Source organism: Micromonospora rosaria, assembly GCF_001567585.1.
In the GTDB taxonomy this organism is placed as follows: Bacteria; Actinomycetota; Actinomycetes; order Mycobacteriales; family Micromonosporaceae; genus Micromonospora; species Micromonospora rosaria.
Window position 1 is genome coordinate 54,717 of the sequence record NZ_LRQV01000002.1, and the last position, 19,941, is coordinate 74,657.

Consider the following 19,941-nt stretch of genomic DNA (forward strand, 5'->3'; position numbering starts at 1 on the left):
CGGTTACGGCTCTTGCGGGGGGTCGGCCGGGCGGCTGCTGGCGTTGTACGAGTTCTTGGCGGCGACCACGGCCGCCTGGACGTGCTCGGGGGCGACGCCGTGGACGTTGAGCGGCGGGTGCAGCCGCCGGACAAGTTCGGCCTCGATGGTCGTCGGCTCCGCGTCCTCCGCCCAGGTCAGGCGCAGATGCGCGGACATCCACGCCGTCAGCCGCGTCTCGTCCTCAGGGACCAGGACCACACGATCGGTCCAGGTCGTCCGGTATCCCTCGGACACGAGAAGTCCGGCCAGGGTACGGCGCAGCGTCGAGCTGCCCGAACGCCTCAGATGGTTCCGCAGGATCCGGCCCCGCAGGCTGGTGGCCCGTCCGAGATACAGCAGCCGTAGCGAGGGGTCGTTGTCGTTCGGCGGCCCAGGGAGGTCGGGAAGGACCGAAGGATCAGCCCACCAGGCGTAGACACCGCTGCCCCGGCTGAGCCGCTTCACGGCGACCTCGAGTCCGACCGGCACGCCGGAGAGCAGCCGCAGGGCCTCTTCGACCCGGGCTCCGTCGGAGGGGACATCGTCGGGTCGTTTCTCGGCAGTGCTCATCGGGGACCATCCTAGGCGGCGTCCCCCGGGCCGGATCGTGGCCCGGGGAGCGCGGACGCCGGGTGCTCCACGCACGATGCGGCAGCGCCGCGAACGGCGGCCACGGATACCGGCAGACCGATCAGCAGGCCGTGCACCGTCGGCGGCATGAGCGCTCCCGTTGAGGTGAAGCCAGCTCGGGAAGCCAGCCGAGCCGCCGCCCGGCTGGTCGGGCCCTGGTGTCGCTCAGCTTTCGGCGCGGCCCGGTAGCAAGGCGTGGGTCTGCTGAGTGCTGAGCGCGGGGACGGGAAGCGTCGAGGTGCATCCCGGTCGCCGGCCGGGTGTGAAGAGGTACGACGAGCGGGATCACCAGGACCGGGGCGGGGACGGGGCCGTCGCCTGGCGAGCCGGTCGGCTCATCGCCTGCCGACGACCTCGCACGAGGGGCGTGCTGGCCAGTCCTGTCGCCGCAGCCGACGCTACTGCTGCTTGTTCTGCCGGAGGGCTTCCTCGAGTTGGTCCTCCAGAATGATGATCCGGCAGGCGGCCTCCAGGGCGGTGCCCTGGTCAACCATCTCCCGGGCCCGGGCGGCCAGGCGAAGCTGGTAGCGGGAGTAGCGGCGGTGCCCGCCGCCAGAACGGTGCGGGTTGATCAGTTTCGCCTCGTCCAGACGACGCAGGAAGTCCTGCGTCGTGCCGAGCATCTCCGCGGCCTGGCCGATGGTGTAGGCCGGGTAGTTCTCATCGCCGAACATGTCATCGGGGTTTTGCCCCATTTCACCTCCACGTCGAGGGCCCCGGCGCTTACGCGCCGGGGCCCAGGGTTACGGGTCAGAACACCTGCCGACAGAGACGTCGGCTTGTCGTATCCGCACCAGCCGCCGTTGACGGCTTCGGGTGCGAGGATCGCATAAGCGTGACCGGAGACCACCTCTCGTTCGATGGAAACTGCGGTGTCCGCCCGGCCTGACATGACGGCCGACGGCGGGCGATCCAACGGTGTACGGCCCTCCCTTTCCTCTGCTACTTCTTTCCCTTGCTGTCGTACGGTCCACCGGCACCGGAGCCCACGCGACTTCATGGCCCCGACACGTACGGCGGACATCAGGTGGAGCCCCACAAGAGCCTTGGCTCCACCTGCGCCCCGGCGTGTGTCACGCCGGGTCTGACGTGCTCCTACTGCCTGTCGGGAGGGAACGGTGAAGCTTGTCCCTCTCCTCGCCACCCGTCGTGACCTCACGGCCGGACGGCCCGTCTGCGTCGTGACGGATCTTTCCTCTCAACTCGAAGAAGAGTATGCCACACCGCAGAAGATGTCTAGTCCCACCGACCCAGATTTCCTGTCCTCCGGTCATCAGGACTCCTCGGCCAGTGGCCGCTGGTGGGGCCGACCCGCGTGATGGTGTAGCCGAGGACGCGGTCGTGGTGGTGCTGGTGGAGCCGACCGAAGGCGTCGGCGTCACCGCGCTGGGCACGGCACACAAGACCCCATTCCTGCGGGTTGTCCGGTCGGTCGCGAGCCCTTGGTGGCGGGCGGAGCCGACGGTGGCGTCGCGCCGGACGGGTACCCACGGCACGCGGAGAGCTGCCGAGATGATGAAGCCCTGCGCGCCGCAGCCGACCCGGACAACCGTCATTCCGGTGCAGGGGCAGCGATTCTTGCAACCGGGCTTGTCGTCAGCACACCCTCATTCCGCGACGACGACCTGACACCTGCCCTCGATTCGAATCAGCTCCACATCTGACCGTTCGGCAGGCTGCCGACATCCCGTCTCGGTCCCGGTCGGCGTCGCCGCGCGAACTGAGTACCGCGCTACTCACGACACGTCACTGCGGCGTGGTTAGCGTCGGTTCAGGTGTTCAGCCCGGGCACCTTCGAATTCCCTCTGGAGGTTTCCATCATGCAACGCTGGCGAATCGCCGCCCTGGCGGGTGTTCCCCTCGTACTGCTCGTCGGGTCGACGGTCGTTCTCAATCCGACCGCCGGCGCCGCCCCTCCGAACGCTCCCGTGGCGGCGGCGACCTCCACCTGCCACGCGCCCAGCAGCGAGAAGGTCCTCACCGTCGAGGAGGGGATCGCGCTGGTGAAGGAATGTTCGGCTGCGAAGACCACGGCAGCGCTGCAGTGGCGCTGGATGGGCAACTACGGCTCGGTCTACGACGTGACCGCCGTCGCGAACAGCGCCGGCGTCGGACCCGGCGCGCTCATCGCCATCCCGAGCCCGTCGGGCCTGATCCCCGCCTTCATGTACTACTGATCCACCGCCGCAGTTCGTGATCTGTGGAAATTCCGCGCTGACCGACGGGGATTCGAGGGGGCCCGCCGCATCCGTTGACCGTTCGCGTGAACTGATCGGAAGCGGCGGCCCTACCGGCGATGGCCGCCGTCGAGAGACGGACCGGCATCGGACAGTCGCCGGTTCGACTCATCGCATCGCCGTCAATGGCATTAACCTCTTCCTATGGAGCGTGCGTGGCCGTTCGTGCAGCGCCAGGCGGAGCTGCATTCGATCGAGGCCGTCCTTCGCAACGGCGCCGGCTGCGGCATTCTGCTGGCCGGTCCGGCCGGAGTGGGAAAGACCAGGCTGGCCCGCGAGGTGGTCGGGCGGGCGGAAGGACGGGGCGTCACCACCCGCTGGGTCGTCGGTGCCCTCTCCTCACGCGGGCTCGCGCTCGGCGCCTTCGCAGGGCTGCTCGGTGATCTGCGCGGTGACCCGACCGGGCTCGTGACCGAAGCCCTGCGCGGGTTCCTGTCGGGTGCGAGGGACGGTCAGGTGCTCCTCGGAGTCGACGATGCCCATCTCCTGGACGACACGTCGGCGCTCCTCGTCCATCAGCTCGCCGTGCAGGGCGTGGCCGTGGTGGTGGCCACCGTACGGACCGGCGAACCGGTGCCGGACCTCGTCGGGCGCCTGTGGAATGACGGTCACCTTGAGCGGTTCGAGGTGGGGCCCCTCGGGCAGCGGCAGACCGCATCGTTGCTGGAGGAGTTCCTGGGCGGCCCGGTGGAGCGGACGACCGTGGGCCGGGTGTGGGAGGTCGCCCGAGGCAACCTGTTGTACCTACGGCACTTCGTCGCCGGGGAGGTCGAGGCCCGCCGGCTGCAGCCGGTCCGGGGGATCTGGCGGTGGTCCGGTGGTGCGTCGATGTCACCCGGGCTGACGGATCTGGTGACGACCCGGATGGGCGAGTTGACCGGCCCGGCGGCCCTGGTGGTCGACGTCCTCGCCCTCGCGGAACCGCTGGAGGTCGGCCTGCTCGCCGGGCTCACCGACGCCTCGGCGGTCGAACGGGCCGAGGAGTCCGGCCTCATCCGGGTCGAGGAGGCGGGGCGACGGCTCGAAGCCAGGTTGGCGCACCCCCTCTTCGGCGAGGCCAGGCGAGTCCGGATGGGGACCCTGCGGGCGCGGCGGTTACGCGGACGGGTCAGCCAGGCGCTCGCCGAGGCCGGGTGCGACCAGGCCGACGACCTCCTCCGGCGCGCCGTGTTGGCCCTGGACTCGGACCTCGCGCCGGACTGGCGGCTCCTGGTCGAGGCGGGTCGCCGCGCCGGACAGTTGTGCGACCTGCCCACGGCGGTACGGCTCGGGCGAGCGGCAGAGGCGGCGGGCGGCGGTTTCGAGGCAGCGATGATCGCGATGGGTGCCTTCAACGGGCTGAGTCGTCCGTCCACCGCCGACTTCGCGGCGCTGACGGCGGCTGCCGGGACGGACGCGGACCTGGTCCGGGCCACGGTGGCGCGGGCCATCGACCTGGCCTGGATGGCGTCACGACCGGCCGAGGCGGAGGCGCTCCTCGATGCCGCCGAGTCCCAGACCTCCGGGGAGGAGGCCCACCGGCAGCTCATGGCGCTACGCGCGCTGTTCAACGGTCAGCTTGCCCGCCCACACCGGGCCATCGAGGCCGCCGTGACGGCACTCGCCTCGCCGCTGCTGCCCGACGAAGCCGTCCTTCTCGCCACGACCGGGTACATCACCGGGCTGGCCACCGTCGGCCGGGCCGACGAACTCGCTCCCCTGGTGACTGTTGGAGTGGCGGCGGCGGGCCGCGCCGCGCAGTACGCCTTCCTCCAGTTCCCGCTGACCGCCACGCGGCTGCTCGGCCTGCGCCTGGCGGGCCACCTCGGAGAGGCCACGGACGTGGCGCGGGAGTGCTGGGAGTCGGTCCAGGGCCTGGAGCTTCCGACGGCGATCGCCAGCGTACTGATGGGAGACGTGCTCCTGGCCCGGGGTCGGCCGGTCAGCGCCCTACGGTGGCTGCGTGAGGCCTACGCGCGACTCGAGCCGTTCGACCACGCCGGTGGCTTCGAACACGTCTGTCTGATCCCACTGATCCGCGCACTGGCTCTCACCGGTGACCTGACGGCCGCAGCGGAGGCATCGGCGACCCTGCGCGCCCGGGAGCACCCCATGATGCGGTTCCTCCGGCCGGACCTGCTGCTGTCGCAGGCTGCGTTGGCTGCGGCTCAGGGCCTGGCGAGCAGGGCGGGGTCGCCCTCGCCTGGGAGGCCGCCTCGGTGGCGGCGGCAACCGGACAGTCCGCTCACGAGGTCCTGGCCCTGCACACGGCGACGTGTCTGGGCGACCGGTCGACCGTCGGGCGGCTCACCGTGTTGGCCCGTCGGGTGGACGGCCCACGCGCGCAGGCCGCCGCCGTCCACGCCACCGCGCTGAACTCGAACGATGGCGACGCCATCCAGGCGGCATCGGACCTGCTGGAAGGAATGGGAGACCTGTTGGCCGCCGCTGACGCAGCCGCACAGGCGACGGTCGTGTACCGCAGGGCGCAGCAGCGCGGGGCGGCGTACCAGGCGGAGGCGCGGGTACGACGGCTGATCGGAAGCTGCGAGGGAATCGGGACTCCCACGACGAGCGGCGTGATCCACCAGCTCCCCCTCACCGACCGGGAACGGGAGATCGGCACCTTGGCCGGGCAGGGCATGTCCAACCGGGACATCGCCCAGCGGCTGACCCTGTCGGTGCGTACCGTCGAAAACCATCTGTACCGAATCAATGCCAAACTGGGCATCAGCCGTCGCACGGAACTCGCCGACCTTCTGGTCGGCAGCGTCCCAGGCGGCACCTCCATCGCTGAACCATTTCCTCGACCCGATCAGTCGACCATCAGCAATCGGCGGGGTCGCTGAACCCGACAGGCGACAGCCCCGTCCACAGATGCTGACCGGTGCTCAGGAAACCGATGCTCTGCCCCCTGAGCTACGGGGGCGCGAGGGCCTTCTCGCGACCTGCGGTGGCAGGGCGTGCCCCGTGTTGACCCACGCACTCCCGCATCGCCCGGGGCTCTGTTCTCCCAGCCGGGACCACACCACGAGCAGAGAGGTCTCCGTTGCCGAGACAGACCCCCGGTCAGGCCGGGTTCGGCCGAGGGTGGCGTCCGCCGGGGGAGTCTCTGCGCGAGTTCGGAAGGCGCCAGCGGCCCGCTGTCCGGTCTTGGGTCCGTCCACAGCGGGGAGTCGCCACCCCGGCGCCACGCGGATCAACTCTTCTCTGGTTTCAATGGCGCGGTCGCACTCATGGAAGCCGATTGCCGATAGTGTTCTCTACCACACTGCCCGCACGCCCTGAAGGGATCCGCCATGAGCTGTGGTCGTCGGCGGCTGTCGCGAACTGTCGCCGCCGCGCTGCTCTTCCTCGCCGGGGTGGCTGTCCCCGCCGGTCCCGCCGAGGCGGCGAAGAGGGGTCCGGACCTGGCGGTCGACGCGTCCGGGACCACGATCCCGCTGGGGGTCGAGAGGAAGGTCGCCTATCTGAAGATCAGCAACCTGGGCGACGAGACTCCGGGCGACGTCGTCGTCAGGGTCCACCAGCCGCCGCACGGCCCCGAACCCCTACCGGTCGCCCTGCTCTGGCATTCAGGTGTGGGCGAGTGCGACGGCGATTTCGGGGGGTTCTACTGCCGACTGTTACCGGAGTTGATTCCGGGGCCGGGCGAGACCATCGACGTTCCCGTCGACGCAACCGTCTACGGGGCTGCGGAGCCCTACGAGGGCAGATTCGAAGTCTCGGTCACCATCGGGCCGGAGAAGGACGCGAATCCGGCCGACAACACCAGATGGTTCCCGCTGGTGCTGGTCGACCAGCCCAGTGCCGACCTCTCGGTGGTCGCCCGAGACGTGAAGAAGTCGGTGCGGATCGGCGCTGACGGCACGCCTGAGCCCACCGGGACGCTGAACCCGGGTGAGACGGGTGCGGTGTGGCACACCGTCGCCAACCAGGGCCGGAAGGCGGTCAGCGGAGTGCGGGTCACGCTGCGCCTGCCCAAGGGGGTGACCTTCACCAGGCAGCCGACCCAGTGTGTGCTCGCCGATGCCGGGCGGTCGGCGGTCTGCACCTACGAGAGCCTCACCCTCGTGCCGGCCGCCGAGGACACCGATCCGAACGACACGATCTACTCGGCGGTCGAGCTGTACAACCTGGTGACGACTGCGGCATCCGCCACCGCGCCGGCGACGTTGCGGGGCGGCACCGTGCAGGTGGAGGGCCTCGCCGAGCGGTCTCCGAACGACCGCGCCAAGGCTGCGCGGACCGATCTGCCCGGGAACGCCGTCGCCGTACGGGTGGCCGACGCGGACCACAGCGACAATCAGGACGGGTTCGCCGTGCTGCTGGCCGCGAAGGGCGACGGCGGCGACGGCGGCGATGGTGGCGGTGACGGCGACGGTGACGGCGGGTTGCCGGTCACTGGGCCGCAGGCCGGGCTGATCGGCGGCATCGGCGTCGCGGCGCTGGCGGCCGGAGGCCTGTTGTTCCTCGCTGCCCGGCGTCGCCGGATGACCCTGGTGGTCCCCGTGGACGAGAGCTCAGCAGGCTGATCCGCCTTGTCTGCCGGTGGTCGGGAGCGTGGATCCCAGGTCGCAGCTGTGGTGTACGGCCGGGCCGGGCACACCGAGCCAGGGTCGCGTGCGGCATCGCGCGCCGCCCTCGGTGGCAGGCCCCGCCCGCAGGCAGGTCGAGGATGGTGGTCAGCGCGTACTTTCCTGGGTCTTTCCGGGCATCGAGCGCGTCCGGCGCTGCGGACACGACCCACCCGGGACCGCACCGCGCCGCCTCAACCGATGCCGTCGACGGCCGCCCTGAGTGCGTTGATCGACGGATCCCAACTGAAGTTCAGGACGGGGATTCCGGACGCGCCGGCGTTGCTCTCCCCGCCCAGGACCACGGCCCGCGGTTTACCGGTGCCCTGCGGGACCACGAGGTACCAGTTGCCCCTCACGTTGGCGATGAACACTTCATCTACCTCCTGGTCAGGCGGGTTCGGGTTGGTGGCGTCCCCGACGTGGTTCTCGAAATCCACCGTCGCGCGGAAGTTCGTCGGACTGCCGGTGCTCAGCCAGAGACTCGTGTGCACATGCGGGCCGACACCGCGGTCGCTGCCGTGCGCCGAGGCGCCGGAGTACGCGATCGTCTGACCTCGGGACACCCGTTGACCGGTGGAGACGGTGATCGTCGACAGGTGCAGGTGCCGGGTGTAGTTGCCGTCATCATGGGCCATCCCGACGACGCGCCCCGCCGCGGTGGAGTTGTCGGTCTTCACGAAACGGATCGTGCCGTTCGCCGCGGCCATGACGGGAGTACCGGTTCCGACCGCATAGTCGGTGCCCGGCTCGCCCGAGGGCGGCGTCCGGTTCCGGTGGTCCTGCCAGGAGCTGGAGATCCTGACCTGTCCGCACGGTCGCTGATAGCCGCCAGCAGCCTGAGCGGCGCCGGGCAACAGCGCGAAGGCGGCCGACACCCCGGAGGCGGCCAACGCGGCGCCGGTGATGAACCCCCGTCTCGACAGTGCCCGCAGATAGGCGACGCCGCCGAGATCCTCGGGCCGCAGATCGCCGTGACCGAGGTCCGGAGGAGGATCAGGGCGGGGCTCCCCGCTGAGGATCATCGATACAATCTAGGGCTGCTCCCGTTCGCGGGCAAGGGTCCGGCCTGCCAGCTCACGCCAGGAACCTCACCAGGTCACTACCGGATCGGCCGCCGGCACCGGCCCCGACAGGTCAGACGCGGCGCAGGACCAGGGTCACGAAGCCCAGGATGTGCCGGTACCCGCGTAGCCACTGGTCACGGTGTTGCCGAGCGGCGGCGAGCGCCTCGGCGGCGTCCGGATGACCGGGGTTGTCCAGCGCCCACCCGGTGAGCGAGCCGATCCACGACCATTCGTAGTCGTCCCACTCGGCGGCGTCGCTGACGTGGGCGTACACCGGCGTCCACCCGGCCTGCTCGGCGGCGTCGACCAGACCGGCGAGGTCGGTCAGGTCCGCCGGCTCCGCGTCGAGCGCCGCGAGCGCCTCCGGGGTCGGCGGGACCTGCCAGAAGCCCTCACCGACCAGCAGGACGCCGTCGGCGTTCACGTGTCGACCGGCCCCCTCCAGCGTCCCGCCGAACCCGCCGAAGGCGTGGGTCGACCCGACGCACAGGACCAGGTCGTAGTCGCCGTCCGGCACGTACGTCCGGGCGTCCCGCTGGTGCGGCGTGAACCGGTCGGCGAGTCCGCGTTCGGCGGCGGCGGTGACGGCGTTCTCAAGCGCGTACGGGCTGATGTCCACGCCGTCGGCATGCCCGTCGGGGTAGTGGGCCAGGGCCTGCAGCGCCCAGGCTCCCGCTCCGCAGCCGAGGTCCAGGACACGCGCCGCCGGCTGCCGGTCCGCCCGGCGCAGGAGCCGGTTCATGGTGACCCCGGAGATCGGGGCGGCGACCGGGTGGTGCGAATGCGCGATGCTGCTGATCCGTTGACGGTCCACCGGCAGAGTCAACACGAGTCGGCCACCTGTCGCACCCCGGTTGCCGTGCCGGGCCCGGTCGACGCCAGGCCACCGGTCGAGGGCGCGCCGGCGCCCGCCGGCCGGACATGGCCGCCCGCCGGCCGAGCCGGACATGGCCGCCCGCCGGCCGAGCGTGCACCGACGATTACCACGGAACCTGGCGGGACGCCGGACGGAACAGGAATCGCACCATACGGAAATTCAGCAGCCGCTCAGCAGCAACCACTCCGACCTACACCCGGGGGAGTACAAAAAGTGTCTCCTGCCAGCGGACGTCGCGGTGCCCGCCGGGACGTAACTTCGAGGCGTACCCACGAATATAGGAGCGACAATGAGCAACAGTCAGGCGAGTGAGGGGCGGTCGCGACTGCGCAGCCCACTGCTGTGGGCCGGGCTGGCCGTGGCCGTTCTCGGCATAGTCTTCAACCTCGGCCTCTTCTTCGTACCGCTGAACGTGTGGCTGGAGGACCCGAAGCTCGTCCCCATGCCCGAGGTCCTCGTCGGCTGGTGGATCGTCGCCGTGGGCGTCCTGATGATGGTCTGGAGCCAGCGGGGTCGAGCACGCCGGTGAACGCTCAGCACCCGCCGGGCCGCGAGACCGCCACGCCGGAGCCCGACGACCGGACGGAGACCGCGCCGGCACCGGCCCGTCCCCGACGCCGCGCGGTGCTCAAGGGGCTCGCCGCCACCGGCATCGTGCTCGTCGCGCCGGCTGCCGGCTTCGTCGGCTGGCTCTACCTCGACTCCGGTCGCAGCAACACCGGCAGCCTCTCCTTCCGCAACCGGCTGAAGATCCCGCCGCTGCTCGACCCCACGACCGACAGCGACGGGCGCAAGCGGTTCCGGCTCGACCTGCGCGAGGGGTCCACGGAGTTCCTGCCCGGCCTGCCCACGGCCACCTGGGGGGCCAACGGCACCTACCTCGGGCCGACGCTGCGGGCACGGCGTGGTGACCGTGTGGCCGTGGATGTGACCAACCACCTGCCCGAGCGCACCTCAGTGCACTGGCACGGGATGCACCTGCCGGCCGAGATGGACGGCGGGCCGCACAACCCGATCGACCGTAACGCCACCTGGCAGCCGTACTGGACGATCGCCCAGCCGGCCGCGACGCTCTGGTACCACCCGCACCTGCACCAGACGACCGCCCAGCACGTCTACCGTGGGGTGGCCGGCCTCTTCATCGTGGACGATCCGGCCACCGACGCCCTGCCCCTGCCGAAGCAGTACGGCGTCGACGACGTCCCGCTGGTCATCCAGGACAAGAAGATCAAGGACGACGGCACCCTCGACACGTCGAAGATGAACTTCGGCGGCCTCACCATCACCGGCCTGCTCGGCGACAAGATCCTGGTCAACGGCACCTACGACCCGCACTTCGAGGTAAAGACGGAGCTGGTGCGTTTCCGCCTGCTCAACGGGTCCAACGCCCGGATCTTCCACGTCGGGTTCGCCGACGACCGGGAGTTCCAACTGGTCGCCGCCGACAGCGGCCTGCTCGGGGCGCCGCAACCGCTGAACCGGCTCCTGCTCTCCCCCGGCGAACGCGCGGAGATCGTCGTCCGCTTCGCGCCGGGCGACGACGTGGTCATGAAGAGCTTCCCGCCGCCGCTGAAGGCCAACTTCGCCTACGCGCGGCTGGCCGGGGGCGACGACGAGCACGACCTGGTCAAGTTCGTCGCCGCCGGCACTCTGCGCCCCTCCCCCGCCCTGCCGGCCACGCTCGCGCCGCAACCGCCGGCACCGCAACCGACCGGAGACCCGTTCCGGTTGACCATGGGGGACTTCACGTTCAACGGCAGGACGATGGAGATGCAACGGCTGGACCGGGTCGTCGGCACCGGGACGGTCGAGCGGTGGGAGATCGTCAACAGCCAGTTGATCCCGCACAACTTCCACGTGCACGGGTCGTCGTTCCACGTCGTCGACGTCGACGGCGAGGCCCCGCCGGCACACCTGCGCGGGGTGAAGGACACCGTGTACGTCGCGCCGAACAGCACGGTGAACCTGGCCGTGTCGTTCCTGCCGTACTCCGACGCCCGGTACCCGTACATGTTCCACTGCCACCTGTTGGCGCACGAGGACTCCGGAATGATGGGGCAGTTCGTGACGGTCTCCCCCGCGGACCGGTCACTGGTCCAGGGTGACCGCCTCCCGCTGGCCCACGACCACGGAGACTGAGGCGGCGCGGACACCCCATGGGTTAGAGTTACGCACCGGTGCCAGTCTTTCACGGAGGGTACCCCCATGTCATGACGGTCGCCCCACCACCGCCGCCGGCCCCTGAGCAGCGACGCACCCGGTTCACCTGGTTGATCGACCTGCTCGTCGCCGGGGCCGGCGGGGCGGCCATCACCGTCTCCACCTCCGTGGCCGCCGAGCCGACGAGTCGCTCGTCGGGCCTCGCGGCGTACGTGTTCGGCGTGATCCTCGGAAGCATGCTGCTGTTCCGCCGGCAGTGGCCGGCCGGCGTCCTGGTCGGCTCCCTGCTGACCGTCCTGGTCTACAACATGACCGACTTCCCCAGCGTCTCACCGATCTGGCCGCTGCTCGTCCCGCTCTACACCGTCGCCCGGGCCGGGCAACTGCTCATCGCGTCCCTGGTGGGCAGCTCGATGCTGCTCATCTCGATCAGCTGGATCGCCTGGTCGGAACATCTCCCGCTGGAGGTGCTCGACGGGGCGATCCGCGAGTCGGTGCTGCTGGCCCTAGTGCTCGCGTTGGCGGTCGCGCTGCGCAACCGGGAGATGTGGGCCCGGGAGTTGCGCGCCCGGATGCGGATGGAGCAGGACCAGCGGGAACGCGAGCTCGGCCGCCGGCTGATCGAGGAACGCCTCGCCATCGCCCGGGAGCTGCACGACGTCACCGCCCACGCGCTGGCCGTGGTCGGCATCCAGGCGGGGCTGGCCCGGGAGCTGATGCACGACGATCCGGAGGCGGCGCAGGAGGCGCTGGACACCGCCCGCCGGATCAACACCGAGGCGATCGGCGAGTTGCAGGCCGCGGTCCGGGTGCTCCGCGGTGGTGACGAGCCGCAGCGCCCGGGGCTGACCCCGACGCCCGGGGCGGAGCAGCTCTACGCGCTCATCGACCGCACCATCGAGAGCGGCCTGCGGATCGAGCTGGTGGAGAGCGGGCCGCGCCGGAGCGTGGCCCCGGCCGTCGGCCTGACTCTCTACCGGATCGTGCAGGAGTCGCTGACCAACGTGCTCAAGCACTCCGACGCCACCAGCGCGACGGTCGAGGTGGAGTACTCGGACGAGGGCGTCCGCGTCCAGGTCGTCGACGACGGTCGCGGCCCCGTGACGCCCTCCGGCGAGGGGCACGGGCTCACCGGGATGCGGGAGCGGGCCACCAGCATCGGCGGTTCGCTCTCGGCCGGGCCGGGCGACCACGGCGGGTTCGTGGTCGAGGCCTGGCTGCCCTGGGCGTACGCGCCCGTGTCCCAGCTCAGAAGCGCCTGACACAGGGGGAGGAACGGCGGCATGACCATCCGCGTGTTACTGGCCGACGACCAGCAACTGGTCCGCACGGGCCTGCGCGGCCTGCTGGAACGGGACCCGGGCATCCAGGTGGTGGCGGAGGCCGAGGACGGCCGGGAGGCCCTGCGGTTGATCAGCGAGGTACGCCCGGACGTCGCGCTGGTGGACATCCGGATGCCGGAGCTCGACGGCCTCGCGCTGACCCGCCAGGTGACCGGCGACCCCGACCTCGCCGACGTCCGCATCGTCGTGCTGACCACCTTCGAGACCGACCAGTACATCTTCGAGGCGCTCAAGGCCGGGGCGAAGGGCTTCCTCACCAAGACGGTCAGCCGGGAGGAGCTGTGCCGGGCGGTCCGGGTCGTCGCCGCCGGGGAGGCGCTGCTGAGCCCCAGCGTCACCGAGCGGGTCATCGCGGAGCTGTCCCGCCGGCCGGACCCGGTCCGGTCCTCGCCGGAACGGCTGTCGCTGCTGACCGCCCGGGAACGCGAGGTGATGGGGATGATCGCGGCCGGACGGAGCAACTCGGAGATCGGCGAGGCGCTGCGGATGAGCCCGCTGACCGCCAAGACCCACGTCAGCCGGATCATCACCAAGCTGCGGGTCCGCGACCGCGCCCAGCTGGTGACCCTGGCCTACGAGACCGGGCTGGTGCAGCCCGGTGCCGGCGTGCCGCCGCCGGGCAGCTCCTCCAGGTAGGAGACGCCGCGCGAGCCGGCGGCGTCGAAGCGCCGCCACTCCTCGCGCAGCCGGATCCGGCCGTCGGGCAGCACCTCGGGCACCGACCGGCAGGCGCCCGCCAGCACCTGCCCGTCGGTCAGCACCTGGCAGTAGGTGACGGTGAGGGTGCCGTCGGCGGCGCAGGTGCCGACCAACCGGCCGGTCCGTACCGCCCCGCCGGCGAAGTCGGCCCACACGAGGTCACCGCGCTGGTGGTAGCAGCCGACCGGGGTCGTGCCGGCCCGGTCGGCGGTCTCCGCGGCGGACGAGCTGAACCGGCGGCCGTCATAGTCCACGGGTACGGCCCTCCTGCTCGTCGAAGTGCGCGGTCGGCCAGTAGGTGAAGTTCTGCTCGTCGACGATCGTGTACGCGTCCCGGTCCAGCAGCGAGTTGACGATCAGCGCCGCCCGCACCGAGAGCAGGCTCAGGTTGGGGTCGTTGACGCCGTGCGTGAGACGGGACCGGTTCTGCAGGTAGATCCGGTTCTGGTCGCCGTGCTTCCACCGGAGCCGGTAGTCGTCCTCCACCACCGGCTGCCCGGTACGGTCGGTCTCGATCAGCTCGGCCAGACCGGGCGCCAGCGGCAGCGGGGTGGGCCGCCGCCCGGTCGCCAGCACCACGTGCCGGGTTTCCCGGAACTCCTGCCCCCCGGTGGAGAGCCGGCAGCGCATGGAGATGACGCCGCCACGGCTGCGCACCGCCACCACCTCCCGGCCGGGCAGCAGGATCAGCGGGGAGCGGCCCTCGCGCAGGAACCCCTCGTACTGGGTCTGGTAGATCTCCTGGAGGCTGGACATGGAGACCCCGTCGCTGGTGAGGACCTGGTCGCGCAGCAGGGTCTCGCGGACCGCCGCCGGCAGCCCCTGGAAGAACCGGGCGTACGAGGGGCGGAACAGGTCGTTGGCCGACGGGGAGTCGTCCAGCGGGGCGAACCAGTGCCGCCGGCCGATCCACTGGACGTCGGAGAAGCCGCGCTGCAACAGCACCAGGACGCACTCCGCGCCGGTCTGCCCGCCGCCCACCACGATCACCGGGTCGGCGCGGTGCCGGTCCAGCTCGTCGAGCCGGCCGGCGAGCTGCTCGGCGAGGAGCACGCCGGGCGTGCCGCGCCCGCCGAAGCAGGGCGGCACGTGGGCCACCGTGCCGAGGCCGAGGACGAGGTGCCGGGTCCGGGCCACCACCTGCCCCGCCGACCAGGCCAGGAACTCGCCGTCGTAGGACACCTCCTCGACGCCGGTGCCGTACCGGACGTCCAGGCGGTCGGCCGCCCAGCGCAGGTAGCGCGCGTACTCGAGCCGGGGGATGGCGTCGAACTGGGCGTTGAGGAAGGCGTAGATCCGCCCGGTGGAGACGATGTAGTTGAGGAAACCCAGCTCGTGCCGCGGGTCGACCAGGGAGACCAGGTCCTTCACCCAGGAGGTCTGCAACCGGGCGCCGGGCAGCAGCAGACCCGGGTGCCAGCCCGGCCCGGAGGCGCGTTCGAGCACGGGCATCGGACGGCCGGCGGCGGTGCCGTAGAGGGCGGCCAGGCTGAGGTTCGCCGGGCCGCCGCCGACGGCCACCACGTCGTACCGGTGCGCGGTCACACCGTCACCCCCGGGTCCGGGTCGAGCTGGTACGACGAGCGGAAGACGTTGTGCGGGTCCCACCGCCGCTTCACGGCCAGCAGCCGCCGGTACGCGGCGGGACCGAACGTGCGCGCCACCCCGCCGGCGGTCGCCGCCTGCCCACCGTCGGAGAGGTAGTTGACGTAGCCCTTTCCCGCGACCTCCCAGGCGGCCACCGCATCGGCCGTACCCCGCGCCCAGGCCACCTGGTCGTCGTCGGCGGCGGGGTCCTCCCAGATGGCCATGCCGGTCACGTTGAAGCGGGCCTGGCGGAAGGGCACCGCCGAGTCGTACGCCGGCCGCCGGACCGCGCCGTGGAACTCCTCCAGGTAGACGGTGTCGTTGAAGCTGCCCGTGTGGCGGCTGGACCGGAACCGGTCGACCAGTTCCTCCGCGAGCTGGTCGGGCAGGTCCGTGCTGCACCGGGCGCTCCAGTAGTGCCGCAACCCGTACGGCAGGCGGCCGAGGATCTGCTGCATCGACAGGTACGGCCGGTCGGTGACCTGCCAGTCGAGGATCTCGGGCTCACGCAGCCGGGCGGTCAGCGTCTCCCGGTACGCGGCGTCCCGCCCGGTGTAGCAGACGCTCAGCACCGCCGCCGGCACCTGCTGCGGGCCGTACCGTTCGAGGAGCAGGATCAGCACCAGCTCGTCCGGCGCGGTGGCGGCGAGGTCGCGGAACAGCCGCACGGCCCGCACCATCTCGGCCCCGGGGTAGGCGACGGTCCCGCCGTAGACGTGGCCGACCGGGTGCAGCCGGAAGGTGAACTCCTCCACCACCCCGAACTGGTGGCCGGCGCCCCGGAGGGCCCAGTCCAGGTCCGGCTCGGACTCCGGGTCGACGACGACGTGCGTACCGTCGGCGGTGACCATGGTGAACGACAGGACGTTGTCGCAGGCCAGCCCGTAGCGGCCCATCAGGTGGCCGATGCCGCCACCGAGGGTCAACCCGCCCACCCCGGTGGTGTCGAAGGTGCCGCCGGTGACCGCGAGGCCGCTGGCGGAGGCGACCGCGTCGAACGCCGCCCAGGTGGCCCCGCCGCGCACCCGCGCGGTCCGGGTGGCGGTGTCGACGCGGACGCCGTCGAGCAGCCGCAGGTCGATGACGAGACCGCCGTCGCGGGACCCGGAGCCGGCGACGTTGTGGCCGCTGCCCCGGACCGTGAACGGGACGTCGGCCTCGCGGGCGGCGCGGATCACCAGGGACAGCTCGGTCCGGTTCCACGGCAGGGCGATGAGGTCGGGCCGGCGGTCGTACATGCCGTTGAAGAGCTGCCGGAGCTCGTCGTAGCGGGCGTCACCGGGCCGGAACAGCCGTTGCGGGCAGACCGGCGTCAGCGTGCGGTACAGCGGATCGGTCATCACGTTCCTTCCGTGGACAACCCTGCGTCGGGCAGGGCGGGACGTCGCCGGGGCTCCGCTCGGGTGGGCGTCCCGGCGAGCAGTGACCGGGCGGCGTGGGCGGTCGCGGCGAGCGCGAGCTTCGCGGCGCCCCCGCTGCCACCGGCGAAGGTGCGCAGGCGGTCCTCGGTCCCGGGGACCGTGCGCAGGCTCAGGTACGGGGCGGGGGCGTACCCGTCGACGGCCACCACCGTGCGGTGCGGGCGGCCCAGGTCGAGGCCGGGCAGCCGGAGCCGGGCGGCCCGGACGGTCTCGGCGACCAGCTCCGGTACCGGCCGCCGCGCTGCCGGGTCGACGTCCCAGTGCCGGCTCGGCACCCCGAGCAGCACGGCGCCCGGGGAGTACGGCCGCCCGTAGAGGCCGGTGGTCTCGTCCACGAAGGCCGGCGGTCGGGGACCGGCGCACGGGTGCACCTGGTACTGGATGAGCTTGGTGCGCAACGGCTGCGGGTCGAGCCCCGAGCGGGCCAGCACCGACCCGGTCCACGGGCCGGCGGCGAGCACCACCAGGTCGTACCGGTGCCGCCGGGCGGCCGGGCCGTGGACGGTGACCCCGTCGCGGCCCGGTTCCACGGCGACGGCGGCAGCCGGGACGACCGTGCCGCCGTGCCGGGCGACGAGCGTGTGGGCGTACCGCCGCAGGGCGTCCGGCGAGAGGTAGCCGGCCTCCCGCTCGCGGACCGCGACCACGTCGTCGTCGGCGCACCGCAGCGGGGACCCGGTGAGCAGGGCGGCGGGACCGGGCCGAGGGCCGTCCGGGCCGGCCGCCGCCAGGCGGGCCGCGACCGCCGGGGTGACCCGGTCGGCGCGCAGCAGGTAGACCGACCCGGTCCGCCGGTAGCCGGCCGCCCGCCGCAGGTCCGGGTCGGCGGCGAGTTCGGCCAGGCTCTCGGTGGCGAGCCGGAACAGCGTCGGGTCGGGCTCGAACGCGCGGACCAGCCCGCCGGACGCGGCGGTCGCGTCCGCCGTGCCCGGGGGCGACCACAGGTCGACGGCGACTCCGGCCGCCGCCAGCCGCCACCCGAGCAGGCTGCCGGCCAGTCCCCCGCCGAGGACGCACATCCGCATGGCCACCTACCCCCGCGCCTCGGTGGCCCGGCCGCGCACCAGGTCGAGCAGCCGCACCGCCGCCGGGTCCCCGGCGCCGGCGGCCGGCAGCAGGCAGCGGACCGCCGTCGCCGGGTCGAAGTGGGCGAGCCGCAGGGCCTGCCCGGCGCGGTCCACCTCGCCCGGGGTGAGCGGCGGCCCGGCCGACCAGGGGCGGCGGGCGAACCGCTGGAACGCGGCCGTGGTGAAGTTCGTGGGGTGCGGCGCCGGCCGGTCCAGGCTCAGGTAGAGGCGGACGGTCTCCGGGTCCGCCGTCCGGAGCAGGTCGTGGGCCCAGACGGCGTGGTCGCGGCTGGTGGAGAACTTCTCCCCGTCGAGCCGGTAGAACTCGTTGACGACCAGGCCGCTCAGGCAGCGCTCGGCGGGCACACCGGTGGCGAGCAGCAGCGCCGGGAACAGCGCCGCGTAGTAGAACGCGTTGTCGACGCCGAGGAACGCCCACAGGCCGCCGAGGCGCCGCCAGGCCCGCACGTGGTCGTCGAGGGTCCGCGCGTCGGGGTCGACGCTGCGGGCCACGACCGACAGGTACGCCAGCCCCATCTCGAACCACACGTCGATGCGGCCGGTGCCGCCGGGCAGACCCCAGTCGGTCGGGTAGCTCGCCGGCACGTCGGGCAGGCCACGGCGCAGCAGGGCGGCGAGCAGCCCGCGTACCCGGTCGGGCAGCGCCGCCCGGCTCCACACCTCGGTGAGCCCGGCCCGGTGCTCCTCCAGCCGCAGCACCCGGGTGGGCCGGTCGGTCTCCACGGGAGGGCCGCCGCAGCGGGCGCAGGCCGCCGCCACGAGGTCGCGGGCGGTGGCGAACTCGCCGCACTCCTCGCAGGTGCCGCCGCCCATCGCCGCGCGGCAGCCGGGGCAGCGGCCGGCCACGTACGCGTGGTGCAGGGTGCGGTGGCAGTCCCGGCAGGCCAGGGCGGGCGGCCCGGCCGTCAGGACGGCGCGGTCGACCAGCGCGAACAGATCACCGACCGCGCGCCGGTAGGCCGGGTCGGTCGACGGGCTGGTGTGCACGTCGTGCTCGACGCGCGCCCGCGCGAACACCTCGCGGATCCGCGCGCCGTGGTCGGCGACGACCGCGTCGGGCCCGCGCCCGTCGCGGTCGGCCCGGGTGACCACGTAGTTCTGGTGGTCGTCGGTCCCGCACACCGTGAGCACCCGTTCGCCCCGGGCGCGGGCCGCGCGGGCGGCGACGTCGGCCGCCACGTACGGGCCGGCGAGGTGGCCGACGTGCAGCGGCCCGTTCGGGGTGGGCGGTGGCGAGAGCAGGACGGTCAGCGGGGCGTCGGCGGACGCGGTCACGACGCGCCGTCCGACGGCATCCAGTAGACGCTGAGCACCACGAGCTGCTCGTCGTCGGATCCGTTGTGGATCACGTGCCGCTCGGCCGGCTCGAACAGCACGGCACTGCCCGGCGCCACGTCGAGGCGGTCGCCGTCCACCTGGAACGTGCCGCGTCCCTGCACCACCACCGCCAGCTCCACCTCGGGGTGCGCGTCCGGCCGGCTGGCCGACGACGGCGGGACCACGCACCACATCGCGGCGAAGGGCGGCGCGACCGGCGCGGCGGTCGGCATCGGCCACCGCGCGATGTCGATGCCGTGCTCCGGCCGGAAGGCCGATGAGGTCCTGCTGAACTCCCGCATGGTCACCACTCTCGCCAGCGCCGACAGAATCAGTGACTCTGAGTCACCGTCGGACCCATGCTCGCAACGCCCACTCGACGCTCGCTAGGGCGTCGCTGGTGCCCCGGAACAGGCATCTATCGGGAACCACCCGCGCTGACTAGCCTCGATATCGTGACTGTGGGTGAGGTATCAGTGCGGTATGCGCCGCGGCGACTCGTCAGCCTCCCGGCCGACGACGTCCGTGGCTGGACGGTGAAGCGGTACGGGATCTCGGCGGACCGGCCCCGCCCTCCCGTACGGGTGATCGAGGCGGCCCGGGTGGCGGTCGAGGCGAGCCTGCCCGAGGCGTACGACGGGGCGGCCCCCTGGGCGTTCAGCGTGGTCCACGAGGACGCCGACGGCTGCTACCTGGTGGTCGGCTGGTGGAGCCCCAACCGCGTCATCCTGCACACCCGGACCTGGCTGTCCGGGTGGGCCGATCCGGCGGCCTGGACGCCGGCCGGCGCAGCGGCGACCGCCTGCGTCTGGGAGATGGTCGCCATCGCCCACGAGCGCGACGCGTGGGTCCGGCACGTCGTGGCGTCGGCCGAACCGGACTTCGCGGCGTACCGCGCCGACACCGTGTCCGGCTCGTTCTGACCAGCCAAGGGGGAC

Annotated in this window: 20 protein-coding genes; 10 read left to right on the forward strand and 10 right to left on the reverse strand. The window is 72.3% G+C overall.

The window, feature by feature from the left end; all coding sequences use genetic code 11:
- Window positions 1-3 precede the first annotated feature (3 nt).
- Together AWW66_RS01005 and AWW66_RS01010 are read right to left on the reverse strand one after the other, a co-directional pair.
- Entirely contained in the window at window positions 4-591 is a 588-nt protein-coding gene (locus tag AWW66_RS01005; protein ID WP_067359377.1) for a GIY-YIG nuclease family protein, read from the reverse strand.
- Between the two features lie 458 nt (window positions 592-1,049).
- The gene (locus AWW66_RS01010; protein WP_067359378.1) at window positions 1,050-1,346 is read right to left on the reverse strand and encodes a helix-turn-helix domain-containing protein; all 297 of its coding nucleotides are present in this window, start codon (window positions 1,344-1,346) and stop codon (window positions 1,050-1,052) included.
- Window positions 1,347-1,992: 646 nt separating this feature from the next.
- Between AWW66_RS01010 and AWW66_RS01015 the strand changes: the two genes are divergently transcribed.
- The 5 genes from AWW66_RS01015 to AWW66_RS33300 all read left to right on the forward strand — a co-directional run bounded on the left by AWW66_RS01015 (window position 1,993) and on the right by AWW66_RS33300 (window position 7,402).
- Window positions 1,993-2,280, forward strand: coding sequence for a hypothetical protein (locus AWW66_RS01015; RefSeq protein ID WP_067359379.1), 288 nt, complete (start codon window positions 1,993-1,995; stop codon window positions 2,278-2,280).
- A 146-nt stretch (window positions 2,281-2,426) separates the two neighbouring features.
- The gene (locus AWW66_RS33295; protein WP_157527047.1) at window positions 2,427-2,828 is read left to right on the forward strand and encodes a hypothetical protein; all 402 of its coding nucleotides are present in this window, start codon (window positions 2,427-2,429) and stop codon (window positions 2,826-2,828) included.
- Between the two features lie 204 nt (window positions 2,829-3,032).
- A complete protein-coding gene (locus tag AWW66_RS01025) occupies window positions 3,033-5,243 on the forward strand; it encodes an ATP-binding protein (protein WP_067359380.1) in 2,211 nt (736 codons plus the stop codon).
- Window positions 5,195-5,716 (forward strand): response regulator transcription factor, encoded by a 522-nt coding sequence (locus AWW66_RS01030; protein WP_067359381.1) that lies wholly within the window; start codon window positions 5,195-5,197, stop codon window positions 5,714-5,716. The genes AWW66_RS01025 and AWW66_RS01030 overlap by 49 nt, the downstream gene beginning before the upstream one ends.
- Before the next feature lie 450 nt (window positions 5,717-6,166).
- Window positions 6,167-7,402 (forward strand): COG1361 family protein, encoded by a 1,236-nt coding sequence (locus AWW66_RS33300; protein ID WP_067359382.1) that lies wholly within the window; start codon window positions 6,167-6,169, stop codon window positions 7,400-7,402.
- Window positions 7,403-7,638: 236 nt separating this feature from the next.
- Here AWW66_RS33300 and AWW66_RS32265 read toward each other — a convergent pair whose 3' ends face one another.
- Both AWW66_RS32265 and AWW66_RS01045 read right to left on the reverse strand, forming a co-directional pair.
- Entirely contained in the window at window positions 7,639-8,469 is an 831-nt protein-coding gene (locus AWW66_RS32265; RefSeq protein WP_083978119.1) for a M23 family metallopeptidase, read from the reverse strand.
- Between the two features lie 112 nt (window positions 8,470-8,581).
- Complete coding sequence (locus tag AWW66_RS01045; RefSeq protein ID WP_245647807.1) at window positions 8,582-9,340, reverse strand: SAM-dependent methyltransferase; 759 nt, start codon at window positions 9,338-9,340, stop codon at window positions 8,582-8,584.
- A gap of 337 nt (window positions 9,341-9,677) precedes the next feature.
- Between AWW66_RS01045 and AWW66_RS01050 the strand changes: the two genes are divergently transcribed.
- From AWW66_RS01050 to AWW66_RS01065, 4 genes are all read left to right on the forward strand, one after another.
- Window positions 9,678-9,917 (forward strand): hypothetical protein, encoded by a 240-nt coding sequence (locus AWW66_RS01050; protein WP_067359385.1) that lies wholly within the window; start codon window positions 9,678-9,680, stop codon window positions 9,915-9,917.
- A complete protein-coding gene (locus AWW66_RS01055; RefSeq protein ID WP_157527049.1) occupies window positions 9,914-11,527 on the forward strand; it encodes a multicopper oxidase family protein in 1,614 nt (537 codons plus the stop codon). Before AWW66_RS01050 ends, AWW66_RS01055 begins: the two co-directional genes overlap by 4 nt.
- Window positions 11,528-11,598: 71 nt before the next feature.
- Window positions 11,599-12,810 (forward strand): sensor histidine kinase, encoded by a 1,212-nt coding sequence (locus AWW66_RS01060; protein WP_067359386.1) that lies wholly within the window; start codon window positions 11,599-11,601, stop codon window positions 12,808-12,810.
- A gap of 21 nt (window positions 12,811-12,831) precedes the next feature.
- Window positions 12,832-13,527: a response regulator transcription factor gene (locus AWW66_RS01065; protein ID WP_067359387.1), complete on the forward strand. Its 696-nt coding sequence runs from the start codon at window positions 12,832-12,834 to the stop codon at window positions 13,525-13,527.
- Here the strand turns inward: AWW66_RS01065 and AWW66_RS01070 are convergent.
- From AWW66_RS01070 to AWW66_RS01095, 6 genes are read right to left on the reverse strand one after another with little or no spacing between them, the layout of a single operon-like run.
- The gene (locus tag AWW66_RS01070; protein WP_067359388.1) at window positions 13,464-13,844 is read right to left on the reverse strand and encodes an avidin-fold protein; all 381 of its coding nucleotides are present in this window, start codon (window positions 13,842-13,844) and stop codon (window positions 13,464-13,466) included. The two genes, AWW66_RS01065 and AWW66_RS01070, sit on opposite strands and share 64 nt — an antisense overlap.
- Window positions 13,834-15,135, reverse strand: a complete 1,302-nt coding sequence (locus tag AWW66_RS01075) for a lysine N(6)-hydroxylase/L-ornithine N(5)-oxygenase family protein (RefSeq protein WP_067359389.1) — start codon at window positions 15,133-15,135, stop codon at window positions 13,834-13,836. Before AWW66_RS01075 ends, AWW66_RS01070 begins: the two co-directional genes overlap by 11 nt.
- Entirely contained in the window at window positions 15,132-16,517 is a 1,386-nt protein-coding gene (locus tag AWW66_RS01080; RefSeq protein WP_067359390.1) for an FAD-binding oxidoreductase, read from the reverse strand. Before AWW66_RS01080 ends, AWW66_RS01075 begins: the two co-directional genes overlap by 4 nt.
- Window positions 16,517-17,623: an FAD-dependent oxidoreductase gene (locus AWW66_RS01085; RefSeq protein WP_083978134.1), complete on the reverse strand. Its 1,107-nt coding sequence runs from the start codon at window positions 17,621-17,623 to the stop codon at window positions 16,517-16,519. Before AWW66_RS01085 ends, AWW66_RS01080 begins: the two co-directional genes overlap by 1 nt.
- 6 nt (window positions 17,624-17,629) lie before the next feature.
- Window positions 17,630-18,961 carry a class I tRNA ligase family protein gene (locus tag AWW66_RS01090; RefSeq protein WP_067359392.1) on the reverse strand — a complete coding sequence of 444 codons (1,332 nt, stop codon included), beginning with the start codon at window positions 18,959-18,961 and terminating at the stop codon, window positions 17,630-17,632.
- The gene (locus AWW66_RS01095; RefSeq protein WP_067359458.1) at window positions 18,958-19,305 is read right to left on the reverse strand and encodes a cupin domain-containing protein; all 348 of its coding nucleotides are present in this window, start codon (window positions 19,303-19,305) and stop codon (window positions 18,958-18,960) included. The genes AWW66_RS01090 and AWW66_RS01095 overlap by 4 nt, the downstream gene beginning before the upstream one ends.
- Before the next feature lie 174 nt (window positions 19,306-19,479).
- Between AWW66_RS01095 and AWW66_RS01100 the strand changes: the two genes are divergently transcribed.
- Window positions 19,480-19,926 (forward strand): hypothetical protein, encoded by a 447-nt coding sequence (locus tag AWW66_RS01100; RefSeq protein ID WP_067359393.1) that lies wholly within the window; start codon window positions 19,480-19,482, stop codon window positions 19,924-19,926.
- The last annotated feature ends 15 nt before the right edge of the window (window positions 19,927-19,941 follow it).

Excerpts from the sequence above, each read along its gene's own strand:
- AWW66_RS01005 (WP_067359377.1), bottom strand. The coding sequence starts at position 591 with ATGAGCACTGCCGAGAAACGACCCGACGATGTCCCCTCCGACGGAGCC.
- AWW66_RS01010 (WP_067359378.1), bottom strand. The coding sequence starts at position 1,346 with ATGGGGCAAAACCCCGATGACATGTTCGGCGATGAGAACTACCCGGCC.
- AWW66_RS01025 (WP_067359380.1), top strand. The coding sequence starts at position 3,033 with ATGGAGCGTGCGTGGCCGTTCGTGCAGCGCCAGGCGGAGCTGCATTCG.
- AWW66_RS33300 (WP_067359382.1), top strand. The coding sequence starts at position 6,167 with ATGAGCTGTGGTCGTCGGCGGCTGTCGCGAACTGTCGCCGCCGCGCTG.
- AWW66_RS32265 (WP_083978119.1), bottom strand. The coding sequence starts at position 8,469 with ATGATCCTCAGCGGGGAGCCCCGCCCTGATCCTCCTCCGGACCTCGGT.
- AWW66_RS01050 (WP_067359385.1), top strand. The coding sequence starts at position 9,678 with ATGAGCAACAGTCAGGCGAGTGAGGGGCGGTCGCGACTGCGCAGCCCA.
- AWW66_RS01060 (WP_067359386.1), top strand. The coding sequence starts at position 11,599 with ATGACGGTCGCCCCACCACCGCCGCCGGCCCCTGAGCAGCGACGCACC.
- AWW66_RS01065 (WP_067359387.1), top strand. The coding sequence starts at position 12,832 with ATGACCATCCGCGTGTTACTGGCCGACGACCAGCAACTGGTCCGCACG.
- AWW66_RS01080 (WP_067359390.1), bottom strand. The coding sequence starts at position 16,517 with ATGACCGATCCGCTGTACCGCACGCTGACGCCGGTCTGCCCGCAACGG.
- AWW66_RS01085 (WP_083978134.1), bottom strand. The coding sequence starts at position 17,623 with ATGCGGATGTGCGTCCTCGGCGGGGGACTGGCCGGCAGCCTGCTCGGG.
- AWW66_RS01095 (WP_067359458.1), bottom strand. The coding sequence starts at position 19,305 with ATGCGGGAGTTCAGCAGGACCTCATCGGCCTTCCGGCCGGAGCACGGC.